The sequence below is a fragment of the Streptomyces sp. Edi2 genome (assembly GCF_040253635.1).
Taxonomy (GTDB): Bacteria; Actinomycetota; Actinomycetes; order Streptomycetales; family Streptomycetaceae; genus Streptomyces.
On record NZ_JBEJGX010000001.1, the window covers coordinates 12,008 to 25,940 of the forward strand.

Below are 13,933 nucleotides of genomic sequence, written 5' to 3' on the forward strand. Positions count from 1 at the left end.
TACGGCGGCCGGCTCAGGGGTGCCGGCCGAGGGTGGGCAGTCCGGCCGAGGCGGCCCGCACGCTCCGGCCGCGGCGAGCGGCCCGGCCGTCCTTCAGGATCCCGCGGGCCCGCCCCCGCCACACCTGCGCATCCTCGACGCGGCCGGCCTCGCGGTGCACCGCGGCGACGCGCAGCACAGCGGCGCGGGCCCGGGCTGCCAGGAGCTCGGCGACGGGAGCCAGGGGGCCTTCGACCCGTACGGCCCCGGCAGCGCCTCGCAGGCACAGCACCAGGCGCCGCTCCGGCTCGGCGGCGCCGAAGTCCTGCACGTACACCCGGGCCCGGCTGCGGCCGGTGGCGATCTCAGCGAGACGCTCCAACTCCGGCCACGTACAGGGCAGCAGGACATCCTCCAGCACCGTGCGCGGAGCCGGCCGCCACGACGCCGCCCGCGGGCCGCAGTCTCCGCGGCGTACCCGTACGCCGATCACCGGCCAGGGCGCGCCGGTCAGCGCCGGATGCCGCAACTCGTCCTGACCCACCTGTTCCTCCGTACCGGTCGGGGTCGCCTCACCGCAGTATCACCGCCCGGCCCGCCCAGCGGCCGGGGTGACGAACACCCGCCAGCCAGAGGGCGGAAGCAGGGTGTTGCCCGCTCCCCCGCAACACCCGGCCAGCCAACGGCGTCAACACGGGCCGGCGTCAACCGCGCACCGCGAGCGCGGGGCACTCGGACCACATCGCCGGCAGGTCGGCAACGGCACGGGCCGAGCGGCCGGCGGGAGGCCCTGGGACCGGAGCTCTCAGACGGCAGCAGCCGGGCGGGGAGCAACACCGCACGGTCACCGCGGCGTTGCCGGGCATGGAGCAGCACACCAAGCAGGCCGCCGCGGGCATGGCGGCGCACACCCTCGTCGAGCCGCCTCCGCCGCGGCCCTGTGCCGTGCGAGTGAATCCCACGCGTCACATCGCATGGGGGCGCTACCGTGGGCAGCGCCCCTCTCCATGTGGGAGGCATGCCGAAGCCCCTTCCGCGCGGCCGCGCCGCGCCGGTCGATGGGTGGAGGAGGGGTCCGGCAGCGCCATCCCGGCCAAGGGAAGAGGGCGCTGCCGGACCGTTTCATGAGGTCAGGAGACCCAGCGCCCCTGAGCTTGGCTGTCAGGGCGGCAATACCGCGGAGGTGTTCGTGCAGCTCCAGCACTTCGTCCCTGCTCAGTCAGACCAGATCTGCGAACAACACGGGCCGGGGCGGGCGGCAATCAGCTCCAGCAGACGGGGCGCCGCGGCCGGCGCCGGCCGCCGGCGTCGAGGGCGGGGTGGGCCGCCGCGGGTCGCCTAGGAAGTCCGCGTCAGCCAGCAGGCGTGGGCAGGTTCTCGGCGGTGCCGGGCGCAGGCATGCGAACGGCCCCGGGGCGTACCCGGGGCCGTGGTGTGCTCCTACGAGGATTCGAACCTCGATCTCCGGATCCGTAGTCCGGTGTCCTCTCCGTTGAACGACAGGAGCCAGCACGCGCGTTGCGCGGTAATGCGTACCCTCGGCGGATTCGAACTCGCGGTCTCCCCGCTGAGAACGGGGTGAGATGAGCCGGACTACTCCACGAGGGCATGTCCTGCCTCGGTCGGGGACCGGATCAGGTAGGGCCCGCGAAGGGCTTGCCCATCACCTTCCCCTACCCGAGGCAGGTCCGCCGTTGGCTCCTCCCCAGGAGCCGCAGGCGAAGCGTGCCAGCAGGCCCGGTTCCGGGAAGCATCACCTTCCCGCTAGCACGTCGTGAACGGACGGGACTCGAACCCGTATCCAGCCCCGCAGGGCTGCTCTGACCATTGAGCTACCGTCCCAGAGGGAGCGTCCTCCCCCCTTCAACCTGACCGGGGATCAATCAGCCAGGCCCGAACAACGTGCCGGTGCGTGCCCTCTCAACGGGGACTGCGCCTCTGGAGGGGCACACACCAACACTTCGCGACCCGGAGGGAGTCGAACCCCCAGCCCGGGTACCCCCCGGGCCAGCTCCACAGCTGCGAGCCTGCCTGACGGCACAGACCGGCCGATCCCTCCCGTCAGGCGCCAACGGGATCGATCGCCCCCGTTGACATACACAACTCTACTCACATCAAGGCTTGAAGTCAAATCTTAAGCGCCACATCGATGGAGGGCGGCGGGGACCGGACTGACCGGGAAGACACCGGGCGGCACACGACGAGCAGACGCCGGGGCAGCCCAGCGGCGGGCGGGCGCAGGCATGACCGCCAGCGCCCCTCACCACGCGCCGCGCGCGTTATCGAGCCCGCATCAGTGCACCAAGCGGGCCGGCGCGACCGGCGGGTGGGCCGCGCCCGCCTGCGGCCACAGGCAAACCCATAGGAAGCACCCCGGGCTCCGGCCGCGAGGCGCCACAAAGAGAGAGTTGACACATTCGCAGCTATTGGCTAAATTACTTATTAAGCGGTGCAGGGGAATCCCCCGCACCACCGCCGCGAAGCATCCATCAAGGAGATCTCGATGAACCCGCAGTTCCGCGTCACCACCCGCACCGGCGAGCCGATCGCCGAAGGCCACCAGCTCAAGGTGGACAACAACCTGCCCGTCACCTACATGGGCATCGCCGTTGAACCGTGGGGAGACGACAACACCGGAGAGTGGCACCCGGGCGAGATCCTCGTGCGCTACTCCTGGGGCGCCATCGAGGCCGTGACCGACGCCCGGGCACGCGTCACCATCAACGAGATCTAAACCGCCCCACACCAGCACCGCCCCAGGCCGAGCGTTACCACCCGCCGCACCTTGCCCCGCAGCCGCACGGCCCCAAGGCGCAGCAGCGGGGCCCGGTCGCCCCAACCGTCCGCTTCGACAACCTCACACCCTGGAAGGACGCCAAGCATGATGACTAACATCGAGAGCCTCGCCCCTGCCTCCGCCGTCGGGGAAATCCTGACTGCGGCCATCTACAACATCGCCGACCAAGGCATCCCCGGCCACGACCTCGAAGCCGTCAAGGCACGATTCACGGACAACCTCCCCGCCATCGTCCGCGCAGCCAAGGCTTACAACGCGTCCATCCAGACCGGGAAAACGGAGCAGGGCGCCAAGCGCGACGCCGCAATCGCGGTCGTCGGCAACTACCGCATCCAGCACAAGCTCTAGATGTGCTGACCGGGGAGGTTGGTGACGCGGCTGGCTGGTGTTTGTCCGCTGATGCCGGTGTGGGGTCGGTGGTAGTTGTACCAGTCCAGCCAGTCGGGGAAGGCGGCCGCGCCACCTGCAGCAGATACAGCGCCTGTGGCGTACGGCCGGTACGACAGACCCCGAGGCGGCAGCGGACGGGCCGGCGGACACGACCTCGGCCCGGAGCGGGCGCCAGGGCCGAGCTACAGGTCGCAACGTCGCAACTAGGCGGCGGAGAGCGGCCGGACGCCAGGACCAGTCCGGAGCGGGCGGCGGCCAGCGCGCGGCGCGGCGGTTCGCGCCGGCCTCGCGGATGGCTCTCGCAAGTCAGCGGGGACACCACCGTGCGGCGCGTGTGCGAGTTGCTACCCGGTCAGGCCACGCACACGCTGCGCGCAGGACCCCAGCGCAGCCACCGCGAGGTGAAGAAGATCCTCCGGCAGCTCCTCGTCGAGCCGCTCCGCGGACAGTCGATAGCTGACCAGCAGCGTGGCCAGCACCGCTGCATCGCGAGCAGCAGCGAGGACCGGGTCATCCGGATCCGCCTCCTCACCGACGACTCGTGTCAACGAATGCTCCAGGCGCTCAGCCTTGAACTGGTGGACCAGCAGCGGCGAAATCTGCTCGGGGAGCAACTCCTCCAGCACCTGGTCCGCCACCGCCTCCGCACGCGTGGCGACATCATCGTCCATGACGTCGATCTCCACACCAAGCACAAGCGCCTCGGCCGCACCGACCAGGGCGTTAGCCATCTCCAGCTCGGTCACAGCAGGAGAGCGTTCGGGATCTTCGAAAAAGTCGATACCGAGCAGGGACAACGCCCCCTGCAACCGTTCGGCCCGCTCGTTCACAACGGCTCACCCCATCTCCGACGTCATCGTCAACCAGCATCGCGGCGTCTCGGAACCGGCGAGCTGAACCACGCGGCCCGTTCACTCGGTGGGACCGGTCAGCTGGGGACCCTCAACAGTCCGGACGCGGCCCCCGCGGGCCCGCCCCGCTACGCACCGCGGGGCGAGCCACCTGGCTACACAATCGAACACACTTCGATCGAGAGCGCTTGAATTCAAGCACTCTCGATCGAAGCGTGTTCGCGCCCCATTGTGCACGGCGGGCCTGCGGCAAGGCTTCAGGTGCGGCTGTTCCGCGCCGACGAGCGGCGGTGCGAGTGGAAGCCGGGCGGTGCGGGGGCTACGTCTCGTAGGGGTGGTGCAGGACGACGGTACGGCGTACGCCTGCCTCCAGCATGGCCTGGGCCCGGTGCTGGCCGTTGATGTAGCCGGTCTCGCTGGCGGGCTGGATCGCGTCCACGGTGTTGAACAGGGTGGCCAGCGCCTCGGTCTGCCACCGGGTGGATCCGGCCGCGGCCGCGTGAGCCGCGGCGAACTCCTCCATGCCGTCGGGGTCCACGGACTGCGCCCGGGCCCGCTCGAGGACCTGGAGCGCCATCGCGTTGACCGTGTGCCAGTCGCCGCCGTGGTACCAGCAGCAGGTACGGGCCCCGCGGCGCGGCAGCATCTGGCGCGTCCAGCGCCGCCACCAGGGCACCCCGGCCGGCATGCAGGCCGGCTCGCGGAACGGATGCGGCCGGGCGAGACGGGCCACCGCGAACCGCTCGAACACCAACTCCGGTTCCACCTCGGCGGTGCGTGGCACGTAGCCGGCGCCACGGTCCCTCGCGACCGGAGCGCCGACCAGGTCCTCAAGCAGCTCGTGGGTGATCACCGACCACCGCGGACCCCGCGGCCGGTAGCGGTCGGCCTCGGCGAACACCACGCGCCGGAACCGGGTCTCCTGGGCTGCCCCCTCCGGCCACAGCTGCCGCTCCACCCACACCGGCGGCTGGTCCTGGTCGGGGCAGTGCCGCTCCCACACCGCGCCCGCGAACCTCTCCACCCCGTTCATCAGCCTCATGCCCTCCGCCCCGGCGATCTGGGTCTCCACGGCGACCGGGCGCGCCCCTGGAGCGGTGAACAGCTGCAGCCGGAACGTCCCCGGCAGCCCGGGGGCGGTGAACATGTGCTCGTCCACGCTGAGCCGGCGCGGAGCCGCCAGTGCGCGAAGCTCGTCCCGGCCGCGGAATGTTGCTGGTTCGGGTGCCGGGCCGGCGGGGAGGTCATCGGTCATCCCCCGATCATTCCCGACCCGGCGGCGCCCGGGCCCGGCCGGTCAGCCAGCCGTCGTCGGCGTCCGGGCGAGGTCCACCTCGCCGGCTTCGACCAGGGCCCGGCGCAGCTGTTTCGCCTGGGCGGGGCGCTCGCCCGCGGGCAGCGCCGCCGCAGCCCGAGCAGGGCCCGGGCATGCCGACGAACCTCCGCGTCACGCCACACCGCAGCGCGGGCCCATACGAACGGCTCACCACCGGCGCCCGCGGGGTGGGCGATCGCCACCAACTCCCGCAGCACACCCGCCACCTCGTGGCCGGGCAGACGGCCAGCCACCTCCCGGCCGATCCGGTCGCGCAACTCCGGGGCGGGGCGGTGCTCAGCGCGGCGGGGTCTGGTTCCTGAGCCGCTGCTGGACCGAGACGACGGTGACGCCGCCGTCGGGATGTCGGTCGAGCTTGCCTTCATCCGCGAGGGTGCTGATCCGCTGCCGGGTGATGCCGCCGAGCATGGCGCCGGCGACGCTGTACGAGACGTGCTCGGCGGTGGGGTGGCCTGCCGTCATCGCGCACGCCCGACCGAGCGGAGTCGACCACCAGCTGTCAGGGATGGGGGTCTCGCCCGGGAACAGCGCGCACACCAGCTCGGTCGCCTTGCCAGCGGCCTCGTTGTCGTCATCGCTATGCAAGATGAGCGATGAGATGCGCGCGGCGTTCTCCAGCTGCCAGCGAAGTTGCATCGCCTGCTCGAGGAATTCGGGACCGAGCAGCAGCTCCAGGTTGTCCACCAGGGTCTTGGTCTCGGCGAAGATCTGATCGCGCAGGGCGTCGTGATCATCAGGCACAGCGACTCCAAAAGGGGTTGACGTGTGGCGTCAACCCTACAGGGGGGTTGACGGCACGTGTCAACCCAAGGGGAGGGGCATCGGCGGCGCAGCGGCCGTGCAGGTGCGAATCCGCCCCGGCGAGCGCGCCAGCCGGCGGTCCGGCTGCGAGGACGGCGCGCCACCACCTGCCGGCGGCATCCAAGGCCGCGTGCGCGGTCGGCGGCAGCGGCTCCTCGTCCAGGCCGAACCGGCGCGCGGCCGGGCATCGGCACCAACAACTCCCGCGCCGCCGCCAGCACTTCCCTGTACAGCGACGCGGCCCGGACCGGGTCGGCTCCGGCACCGTGCAAGGTTCCCGGTCTGCCCGTACACGTCGCCCCACACGTCCAAGGCCCGCTCCTGCGCGCTGCCGAGCGCCACGCCCATCAGCCGCTCGGCGATCCCCGCCGCCCGGGCCCGGTGGTAACCGCCCGGGCGCACCAACTGCCCGCGCAACACCTCGGCCGCCTCCCGCATCCGCTCCCACGCCACCTTGCCCTGCCCGCCCGGCGTCCGGTGCGGTGCCGCCAGCGGACGGGGCCGCGGGCGCGGGCGGTCGGCGGACTCTGGAGGCACGGCAGCGGGTTGGGGGAGCCCGGCGGCCGGAGCGGGGCCGGCGGCGGCCGGCCTGGCGACGGGGTCGTCGATCACGGGGCCATCGGCGGGCGGATCAGGGACGGTGGCCTCCGCGAGCGCGGCGGGCGGCGCAACCCTGGCGGCGCCCGGCCCCTGCGCGGCGCCGACCGGGCCCGCGCGCTCACCGGCGTGCACGGCGGGCGGGTCGGGAGAGCGTCCACCGCGTGAAGCAGGCCCACGCCGCGGACTTCAACCCCACCGCGACCAGAGCGCCCGGCAAGCCCAGCAGAGCATCGGCGGCACCGCGCAGACACGACTCCGCGACCTCGGCCGGCCGCTCCAGCCCAGCGCCGGCCAGAATCCGGCGCGCATCGTCCAGCAGGCCCAGCGCACGCACCCCCGGCCCGCCTGCGCGGTCAGCACCGCGGCCAAGACCTCATCGACCTCGGGCAGTTCGCCCCCGCCGGCGGCGTCTCGTGGCTCACCGGTGCACCGTAGAGCCGCCACCAGCCGGCCCGGGCCGCTTCCCACACACCCGCCATTCACAGGGGCCCGGCGCAGCGATCAGCCGTCTGCAGCGCGCCGACCACCGAGCCGGACGTGGCGCAGGACCGGACGACGAAGGACGGCATCGGACAGTCTCGGACGGCTTCGTACGCCTCGAAGGAGCTCGGCGGAGGTGCGGCGGGCGTAGGCGGCCAGCCCGGCAGGCCGGGCCGGCACTCGGCCACCCGGGCGGTGAGGGCTCGTACGCAAGGGCGGCGGCCCCTGCAGGGCCCGGCGAGCTCGACGAGACGGAGCTGGGTGAAAGCGCCGGCCTGGCCGCCGACGGCCAGGAGCGCGCAGGCGGTGCCGGTGGAGGCCCGGGCGCTCCGCGCCGGGCAGGTGCTCGGGCCGCAGGCGGCGGGCGTAGGCAAGGTCGGCATGCCGCGATCACAGACGACCTCGGCGGTGCGGCTGTCGGTGGCGCAGGCGGTCACCGACCGCCGGTGACGATCTCCGCACCGGCCCGGCGGGCGACGTCGGCCAGCACGCCGGTAAGGCCCCATACCGCCGAGGGGGACATCCCAGTCGCCAGTACCGCCGCCGATGACGTGGTAGAGGATGCAGCGGCTCTGACGCAGGGACGGGGCGTGGGCGGTGGCTAACGTGCCGATGAGGGCGTCGGTGAGGACCACACCGCGCACCAGATCGTCGGTGAAAGTCTCCTCGACCACCGCCCAGGGGCCGGCGCGGCGGCCGGCGCGTACGACTGGGATGTAGGAGGAGACGGTGCTGTCGGTGCTGTCGTAGACCGCGCAGCCCGACTGGCCCAGCCTCGGCTGGCCAGAAAGTAGACCGTCACCGTCGACTACTTCCAGCTTACCCGAAAGTGGCCCCCAGCCCCCCGATGGGCTGGAACAACTGGTCCTACTACACGTGCCCTCATCAACGAGAAGGAAGAGGGTGCTCGACAACTATTCGGCGGCGCCCGGCCCGCTCCGGACAGCGGGGGATCGGAGGCGATGTGTGCGTACGCGGACCAAACAACCGAGGTCCGTACGGTCTTCGGCGGCGAGCAGGCTGACGAGGTAGGAGCAGTGGGGCGGGTCAGCGCAATCGGGCGTGAGCCTAGGTGAAGACCCGGGTCGACACGGCCGCGCCACCGGTGTGGTCCAGCCGCTACAGCACCAGCACGCTGCGCCCGGCGCGTGCGAGATAGGCGGCGGCCACCAGTCCGGTGTGCCCGTAGCCGACGATGACCGCGTCATACGACGTCCGTTCCGGCATACCCCTGGTCGCACGCGGTGATCCCGGTCGCCAGGTGCATGCGGCTGAATCCTCCGTGCCGGCCGGTACGACTGCTTGACCGGCCACAGAGCTCCGCTTAGCGTCCGGCCAGCTCCACCCCGGGTCCCGGCACCCGCCGGGCGACGAACCTCACCACAAGGCCAAGGAGGCCACCGCCATGTCGAACGCACCGGTTTCCCAAGGCCCCCACCAGCGCCGCAAGAGCATGGGACTTTCTGCCGCGGTCATTGTCCTCCTCAGTGGGGGCGGGTGGGGCCTCTCCACCCTTAATGGCGGAGAGCACACGCAGGGTCCGCGGGTGAAGATCGGCTGCTCCGCCGTGTTCTCCGTCAACTCGTGCACCTCTACCTCACCGCCGTCTCCCGCCGAGCCGGGCCTCGACCAGGGAAAGCGAAACATCGGCCCGCAGCTCATACCCGCACAGGACGTGCGCGCCCACGTTCTCGATCGGCGCGACGGGCCCGCGATCGTGCGCAGCACCCCGTCCGTCAACGGGCACTTCCTGTACACGCTCGACCCCTACCACCACCCGACCCAGATCAAGATCATCTGTCAGGCGTGGGCTGGTGTGGTTCAGCCCGCCAATGGCCCACCCACCGCCCTGTGGGATCGCATCGGTCCCGACGAGTGGATCAGCGACGCGTATCTCGACACTGGATCCTCCCGACCCGTGACCAAAAAATGCGAACAGCCTCCCGACGAGGGCCAGTCAACCGATGGGGACACCACGACGCCGGGCTGAGCCGCCTCGCCGGCGCTGACCGCAGCCGCGGTCACCACACAGATCGTGCGCACTCGCGCAAGGCCCCACCACCCGGGCGGGCCTCGGCCTTCTCTGGCCGTCCGCACCAGGCTCCCCTTGGTAGCACGCGCTGATCCCGGTCGCCGGGTGCAGGCGGCTGAAGCCTCCACCCGTCCCGCAACCGATCACCGCATGGCGTCGCGCGGCGCGGCCGGGGCGGGCTCCCTGGCCGCCAGCGGTACCTTCGCCACCTTCACGGTGATTGACGCTTTAGATTTGACAAGTAAGCACATTTAGGAGTAAATTATGTGATGTCAGGGAGGGCGCGGGCCCGACCGGAGAAGGAGACCGCCGTGAGCACCACGATCCGCATCCGCACCACCGAGGACGCCGTTGCCGTCATCGCCGCCATGGCCACCAAGACGATCGCCGCAGGCGCCCACCCCGGTCACGGCCTGGAAGCCGTCGGCACGCGACTGACCACCGACGACGTGCTCGGCCGCATCCGCGCCGCTTACAACCGCCACACCGCGGGCGGCGCCACCCCCAAGGAATCCGTGATCGCCGTCGGTCAGACGCTCATCGCTGCCTACTGCAACTCGGCCGGCATCCCCACCGAACGCTGACCACCCCCGGCGCCCGGCCCTCCGCCGGGCGCGTGGGCCAGCTGCAACCGGCAGCGATCACCCTCGACTTCACTCCCGAAGGGCACGACGTGCGCTACAAGGCCGGCCGCCGGCAAAGCAACCCAACGCCGACCGGCAAGCCAGCGCCATCGCAGCCACCGTGCCCCGTCCCGGCTCTACCAAGTCCTTGAGAAACTCGGACAGTCCCCGGAACCGCCGCACCAACAAGACCCGCACGACGAGGAGAACTGACCATGGCGACGTACACGCTGACGATGCGCATCGAGGCGAACGACGACATCACCCCCGACCGAATCCGTGACGAGCTGTACGAGGCGGCCGAGGACGTGCCGTTCAGCTTCGACATCACGGACATCTCGGAGCGCCACGCGACCGACAAGCCACCCGCCGCCTGAACTGACGAGCAGGTGAGGACGCCGACCCGAACAGTGAGGACACAAACCATGCCAACCACAGGACTTGACGACGTGAAGGCCGAGGACGAACTGATCCTGGTCTCCTACAACCGATTCCGCGGTGACCAGCCCGTCACCGTTTCCCGCGTAGGTACCAAGTACCTCTACGTGGCTATTGATGGTCGGGAGACTCGAGAGAGGTTCGACCGCAAGACAGGCACGGAAGACGGCCAGCGCGGCACCAAGGCCCAGCTATACACCCAGGAGCAGTACGACGAACTACGTCAGCGGTCTTCACTGTTCACGAGCCTTCTCGCTGCCGGTATCGAGATCCGGCGCGAGGTGCGTTCCACGATGTCCACGGGCAAGCTCAAGGCCATCCTTGACGCCGCCACCACCGAGCAGTGAGGAGCCCGACAGTGTCGATTCGACGCCCCCGCAACCCGTGGCGAGTCCGCCTTTTCAGCTCCGATGGCCCCATCCACGACTCCGACCGCGACTTCCGCAGCAGCCAAGCCGCCTACGACCACGTCATCGCCGAACGGCAGCGCACAGAGAACGGCGAAGGCCCCGTCACCACCATCCGCGTCCTTCAGTGGACCGACGGAGACTGGGCCCTGTACGAGCGCATCACCCCCACCCGACCCGCCGAGAAGCAAGGGCACGACATGAGCGGCATCTACGACGACGGGGCGACCTACGGGCCTGACCCGAACGCCACGGCCACCGATACGCCCACCGACCCGATCTACGACGACGGCGACACACACGGCCAATCCGGTACCACCGTCACGACGGGCCGACCTGACCCTTCCTGAAGCCTGGACCACCCACCGACCACACAAGCAGCAGTAGGGACATCCCGTCAGCGATCCGCAACATCTGCCCGCCCCCTGGACTTATGGAGGAACTCATGAAGGTGATGGAACTGGCCATGCTCGACTCGCTCGTGGGACGCAGCGCGGCGGTCATTGTTGACGGCCTGGGCTGGAGTGGCCGTGTGTCGCGCGTTGGGCCGGAGGAGACCCGTCAAGGACTCCAGGGGCGCGAGGTCACCTGGACGCACGGCGGACGCGCCTTCGCACCCGTTGGGGCCACCGAGGCCCTTGTTGGTGGCACGTGCTACCTGCCGGGAACGCAAGCCGGTATGCGCGGCTACATCACCGCCGAATTGCGCGGCGCGGAGTGGCAGAGCGTGGTCTTCCAGGTCAGAAGCTTTGCAGGCGAGCTGAAGACCGAGTTCGTGGTCAGCAACGACGCGCAGAGCCTTCTCGACGAGATCGCTGCCGCGGTCTGCGCAACCGGACTGTGGCAGCGCACGATCCCTGCACGTAACGGGGAGATTCGACTCGGCGCGGAAGACCTGCGCCACCTTCGCGATTTGGTCGAGTGCGCCGTAAGCCAGTCGTCCTGATAGGCGACGAGGCCGTCGGGTACTGCCCGCGCATGCGCTCGCCGAGCGGGCGCGCAACCGCCGGCGAGCGCGGGCACATCGAGACAGGAACGAGAGCTCCAGCAAGGGAGACACGGAACATGACCTACTACACCGCGGTGTCGGGACAGATCCTCATCGACCCGCCGCTGCGCGGAGCAGCGCTGAAGAAGTCGCCCTTCTACAACCCTTGGGCCGGCGGGGAGGCCCAAAGGTGCATCTGCCTGGGCATCGAAGAAGAGCCGGCGGGGCCGGAGGAAGCGGGCGAACCGGTGGCCCGTCGCGTGATCTCCGCGGACGTCGAGCGTCTCGACGCCTTCGACATGGAAGGCGAACTCCAAGAGCTCATCGACGAGTTCCCCGGCCACACCTTCACCGGACGCCTGGAGTGCATAGGTGACAACCACTGGAACGACATGTGGGGAGTCACCGTCCGCAACGGCCGCGCCGAGGAGGTGAAGCCGACCGTGACCTGGCCAGGCGACGCCAACACCTGACCAAGCGCCCGGCGCAGTTGCTCAAGCCCGGCGAGGCGCTCACCCCGGGGCAACGCCGCCTACCGGTCCCCGGGCACCGCGGCCAGTTCCCAGGCTCCCGGCCTGCCGCCGGGAAACCAGACCAGCTACAACTGACAGCGATCACCCTCGACTTCACTCCTGAAAGGCCATCCGCGGCGCCGGCGCCACCACCGAAATCACCCCCACTACCTGCACATACCACCCGAAGTAGGAGGATTGACGATGGCAACCACACCTATCGACGGCCTTGCAGCGCGCATTGTCCGCAATGACCTCGCCTCACGCCGCGCCACCCTCGCACGAGACGCCAAACAGGTCGCCGACATCTACACCCGCCTCGCCGCCGCGCTGGAGGACGAGCACCAGGCCATCACTGCCGTCGGAGGCGACAGCTCCCGTGCGGCTGCCGGAGCACAGCAGCTCGCACAGCAACTGGCACGACTGATCGGAATGAGCGAGATCGCAAACATCACCCTCGACACCACCGAGATCAGCGACCGCGTCACCGATCAGTGAGGAGCACCTGACCCCATGAGTACGCCCACCGAACTGCGCGCCCGCGCCGCCGAACTGGAGTCTCGCGTCCGCCCGCAGCCGTGGACCGATGACGAGCGGATGTGGATGGAGAAGGCCGCCACGCTCCGGGCCGAGGCCGACCACCTGGACGAGATCGAGGCCGCCCGAGAGTCCACCGAGCAGTGAGGAGCACGACATGAGCGACGTGAGCGGCATCTACGACGACGGAGCGACCTACGGGCCTGACCCGAACGCCACGGCCGCGATCACTGGACCGTCAGGCCCGCCTTCTCGCTGACGTCCCGCCCGGCCCGTTACTCCTCGACGGCCAGGCCGAGTCCGCGCCTACCGAGCCGCCAAGACCACCACTCCCACCGCCTGACTGGTCGCATCACAAGGAGTTCGTCCGCCATGACCAACCTCACGCCCGCTTCGCAGAAGCTGCTCCGAGAGATCGCCCGCCACGACATGGGCGCCGCTGTCTCGATCCGCTACCTCTCCCGCGGCCGGTACACGGTCGACCGCGGCACCACCGCCTACAACCGCAACTCGTTCCGCCCACTGTTCGAGCAGGGGTTGGTCACCGGCTGGGACGAGCACGACGACGCAGGCCCGATGCGTGTCACGGAGTCCGGCCGGAAGTTGGCCGCCGCTCTGGCGACGCAGCAGTGCGAAAAGAAGCCTCGGCCGAAGCCGTCCGCCGACGGGCGCGCGGCACTGTGCCTGCTTCGAAAGATCGCGAAACTCGACGAGCCAGCGCTCATCTACTCCGACAGCCGCGGCCCCCGCATCTGGCGCCTCGGGAGCCGGGACGGTTACCGAGCCGCGGTCGATACGTGGACCGCACTTCAGCACGCTGGCCTGATCCACATCGAGTACGGGTTCGCAGGCGGCCAGCGTGTCTCCGCGACCGCGGCCGGTCACAAGCGCCTCACAACGTGACCACACGGAACTGGAACCAACGTCCTGCCACCACAGCTAGGGCAACGAGCCGCCGAACAACCCCGAACAACTCTCCTACCAGCGACAACGCACCACACCACGCAGACAGCGGCCGGACACCCAGGGCCCAGAACCGGTGGAACGGCGTTGCCGTCCACGTCGGCGCACGGCGACTGCGGCCGCCGACCCGGCAGGGACACCGTGGGGTGACGCGCGGCGGGGCCTTCGGCCTCGGGCGCGCGGGTCAGCCGGATAGTGC

At 70.4% G+C, this 13,933-nt stretch carries 20 protein-coding genes, 3 tRNA genes and 1 pseudogene; 13 read left to right on the forward strand and 11 right to left on the reverse strand.

Annotation, left to right across the window (positions count from 1 at the left end; all coding sequences use genetic code 11):
* Window positions 1-13 precede the first annotated feature (13 nt).
* The 4 genes from ABR737_RS00080 to ABR737_RS00095 all read right to left on the reverse strand — a co-directional run bounded on the left by ABR737_RS00080 (window position 14) and on the right by ABR737_RS00095 (window position 1,821).
* Window positions 14-523 (reverse strand): hypothetical protein, encoded by a 510-nt coding sequence (locus ABR737_RS00080; protein WP_350248044.1) that lies wholly within the window; start codon window positions 521-523, stop codon window positions 14-16.
* Between the two features lie 891 nt (window positions 524-1,414).
* Window positions 1,415-1,486, reverse strand: a tRNA-Arg gene (locus tag ABR737_RS00085).
* A gap of 26 nt (window positions 1,487-1,512) precedes the next feature.
* Window positions 1,513-1,587: transfer RNA gene (locus ABR737_RS00090), tRNA-Glu, on the reverse strand.
* A 165-nt stretch (window positions 1,588-1,752) separates the two neighbouring features.
* A tRNA-OTHER gene (locus tag ABR737_RS00095) sits at window positions 1,753-1,821 on the reverse strand.
* 661 nt (window positions 1,822-2,482) lie between these two features.
* Here ABR737_RS00095 and ABR737_RS00100 point away from each other — a divergent pair.
* Both ABR737_RS00100 and ABR737_RS00105 read left to right on the forward strand, forming a co-directional pair.
* Entirely contained in the window at window positions 2,483-2,713 is a 231-nt protein-coding gene (locus ABR737_RS00100; protein ID WP_350248045.1) for a hypothetical protein, read from the forward strand.
* Between the two features lie 147 nt (window positions 2,714-2,860).
* On the forward strand, window positions 2,861-3,124 hold the full coding sequence (locus ABR737_RS00105; RefSeq protein WP_350248047.1) for a hypothetical protein: 264 nt from the start codon (window positions 2,861-2,863) through the stop codon (window positions 3,122-3,124).
* On the opposite strand, the pseudogene ABR737_RS00110 reads toward ABR737_RS00105, so the two are convergent.
* The 3 genes and pseudogenes from ABR737_RS00110 to ABR737_RS00120 all read right to left on the reverse strand — a co-directional run.
* Window positions 3,121-3,228 (reverse strand): annotated as a pseudogene (locus ABR737_RS00110) (IS481 family transposase); the annotation flags it as partial. The gene ABR737_RS00105 and the pseudogene ABR737_RS00110 overlap by 4 nt on opposite strands.
* A gap of 282 nt (window positions 3,229-3,510) precedes the next feature.
* Window positions 3,511-3,996: a hypothetical protein gene (locus ABR737_RS00115; RefSeq protein ID WP_350248048.1), complete on the reverse strand. Its 486-nt coding sequence runs from the start codon at window positions 3,994-3,996 to the stop codon at window positions 3,511-3,513.
* A gap of 340 nt (window positions 3,997-4,336) precedes the next feature.
* Window positions 4,337-5,272: a hypothetical protein gene (locus ABR737_RS00120; protein WP_350248049.1), complete on the reverse strand. Its 936-nt coding sequence runs from the start codon at window positions 5,270-5,272 to the stop codon at window positions 4,337-4,339.
* Window positions 5,273-5,445: 173 nt separating this feature from the next.
* Here ABR737_RS00120 and ABR737_RS00125 point away from each other — a divergent pair, with 173 nt between their 5' ends.
* Complete coding sequence (locus ABR737_RS00125; RefSeq protein ID WP_350248051.1) at window positions 5,446-5,655, forward strand: hypothetical protein; 210 nt, start codon at window positions 5,446-5,448, stop codon at window positions 5,653-5,655.
* On the opposite strand, the gene ABR737_RS00130 is transcribed toward ABR737_RS00125, so the two are convergent.
* The 4 genes from ABR737_RS00130 to ABR737_RS00150 form a co-directional block, all read right to left on the reverse strand.
* The gene (locus ABR737_RS00130; protein ID WP_350248052.1) at window positions 5,630-6,094 is read right to left on the reverse strand and encodes a hypothetical protein; all 465 of its coding nucleotides are present in this window, start codon (window positions 6,092-6,094) and stop codon (window positions 5,630-5,632) included. The genes ABR737_RS00125 and ABR737_RS00130 overlap by 26 nt on opposite strands.
* Before the next feature lie 778 nt (window positions 6,095-6,872).
* Entirely contained in the window at window positions 6,873-7,088 is a 216-nt protein-coding gene (locus ABR737_RS00135; protein WP_350248053.1) for a hypothetical protein, read from the reverse strand.
* Between the two features lie 145 nt (window positions 7,089-7,233).
* Entirely contained in the window at window positions 7,234-7,908 is a 675-nt protein-coding gene (locus ABR737_RS43845; protein ID WP_502964267.1) for a hypothetical protein, read from the reverse strand.
* A 445-nt stretch (window positions 7,909-8,353) separates the two neighbouring features.
* Complete coding sequence (locus tag ABR737_RS00150) at window positions 8,354-8,461, reverse strand: NAD(P)-binding protein (protein WP_502964268.1); 108 nt, start codon at window positions 8,459-8,461, stop codon at window positions 8,354-8,356.
* A gap of 178 nt (window positions 8,462-8,639) precedes the next feature.
* Between ABR737_RS00150 and ABR737_RS00155 the strand changes: the two genes are divergently transcribed.
* The 10 genes from ABR737_RS00155 to ABR737_RS00200 all read left to right on the forward strand — a co-directional run bounded on the left by ABR737_RS00155 (window position 8,640) and on the right by ABR737_RS00200 (window position 13,674).
* Window positions 8,640-9,224 carry a hypothetical protein gene (locus ABR737_RS00155; protein WP_350248056.1) on the forward strand — a complete coding sequence of 195 codons (585 nt, stop codon included), beginning with the start codon at window positions 8,640-8,642 and terminating at the stop codon, window positions 9,222-9,224.
* A gap of 353 nt (window positions 9,225-9,577) precedes the next feature.
* On the forward strand, window positions 9,578-9,850 hold the full coding sequence (locus tag ABR737_RS00160) for a hypothetical protein (protein ID WP_350248058.1): 273 nt from the start codon (window positions 9,578-9,580) through the stop codon (window positions 9,848-9,850).
* Between the two features lie 254 nt (window positions 9,851-10,104).
* Window positions 10,105-10,266 (forward strand): hypothetical protein, encoded by a 162-nt coding sequence (locus tag ABR737_RS00165; protein WP_350248060.1) that lies wholly within the window; start codon window positions 10,105-10,107, stop codon window positions 10,264-10,266.
* Between the two features lie 48 nt (window positions 10,267-10,314).
* Window positions 10,315-10,674: a beta barrel domain-containing protein gene (locus ABR737_RS00170; protein ID WP_350248062.1), complete on the forward strand. Its 360-nt coding sequence runs from the start codon at window positions 10,315-10,317 to the stop codon at window positions 10,672-10,674.
* An 11-nt stretch (window positions 10,675-10,685) separates the two neighbouring features.
* A complete protein-coding gene (locus ABR737_RS00175) occupies window positions 10,686-11,084 on the forward strand; it encodes a hypothetical protein (protein ID WP_350248064.1) in 399 nt (132 codons plus the stop codon).
* A gap of 95 nt (window positions 11,085-11,179) precedes the next feature.
* Complete coding sequence (locus ABR737_RS00180; RefSeq protein ID WP_350248065.1) at window positions 11,180-11,680, forward strand: hypothetical protein; 501 nt, start codon at window positions 11,180-11,182, stop codon at window positions 11,678-11,680.
* A gap of 119 nt (window positions 11,681-11,799) precedes the next feature.
* A complete protein-coding gene (locus ABR737_RS00185; RefSeq protein ID WP_350248067.1) occupies window positions 11,800-12,195 on the forward strand; it encodes a DUF6205 family protein in 396 nt (131 codons plus the stop codon).
* 243 nt (window positions 12,196-12,438) lie between these two features.
* Window positions 12,439-12,732 (forward strand): hypothetical protein, encoded by a 294-nt coding sequence (locus tag ABR737_RS00190; RefSeq protein WP_350248069.1) that lies wholly within the window; start codon window positions 12,439-12,441, stop codon window positions 12,730-12,732.
* A gap of 15 nt (window positions 12,733-12,747) precedes the next feature.
* Entirely contained in the window at window positions 12,748-12,918 is a 171-nt protein-coding gene (locus tag ABR737_RS00195) for a hypothetical protein (protein ID WP_350248070.1), read from the forward strand.
* Between the two features lie 225 nt (window positions 12,919-13,143).
* A complete protein-coding gene (locus ABR737_RS00200) occupies window positions 13,144-13,674 on the forward strand; it encodes a hypothetical protein (protein ID WP_350248071.1) in 531 nt (176 codons plus the stop codon).
* Window positions 13,675-13,933 lie beyond the last annotated feature (259 nt).